The 501-nt window shown below is 30.1% G+C and carries 1 protein-coding gene; it reads left to right on the top strand.

Features of this window, described 5'->3' with window-relative positions; genetic code table 11:
* Positions 1–125 precede the first annotated feature (125 nt).
* Positions 126–482: a hypothetical protein gene (locus tag AB4653_RS13955; protein ID WP_009846195.1), complete on the top strand. Its 357-nt coding sequence runs from the start codon at positions 126–128 to the stop codon at positions 480–482.
* Positions 483–501 lie beyond the last annotated feature (19 nt).

Below are 501 nucleotides of genomic sequence, written 5' to 3'. Positions count from 1 at the left end.
ATTTACTTTAGATAGTGGTAATTTAATTTTTTCACACATATTAAGGGGTGTAAATGAAAGTTAGTCTTTTATGTTTTTGGTTGCTATGTGTCTCATTACCTCTCCAAGCCACGGAGAGAAGCAAGATGGAAAATGAGATTTCTGAAATTCTGGGATTTGAACAAACAGTGGAGCACTACTTTGTAGAATATAAAAAACAGCTCTTCAAACTATATCCCGATTTTACAGAGGAGTATGTTGAATTAAATTATGCTCCAGTTTTTCAGTATGGTAAAAAGAGATATATGAATGCATATATGAAAGGTTTGTTAGTTTATAGTGATGAAGAACTTAGGCAACTTATTGATTACTATAAGTCTGATAAGGGAAAGTGGATTGTTAAGAAAAATTTGGAATCAAATGTTATTGTTCTTGATGATTTAGCACTTGCTTCTGATGATTTTAATAAGGTATTTATTGAGAAGATTGAATCTCAACAATAACAAATATCGATTATAATGA

Origin of the sequence: Vibrio sp. 10N.222.48.A3, from assembly GCF_041475345.1 — a bacterium.
In the GTDB taxonomy this organism is placed as follows: domain Bacteria; phylum Pseudomonadota; class Gammaproteobacteria; order Enterobacterales; family Vibrionaceae; genus Vibrio; species Vibrio tasmaniensis_A.
Note: the sequence above shows the minus strand (reverse complement) of the source record. Positions and strands in the feature narration are given on the sequence as shown.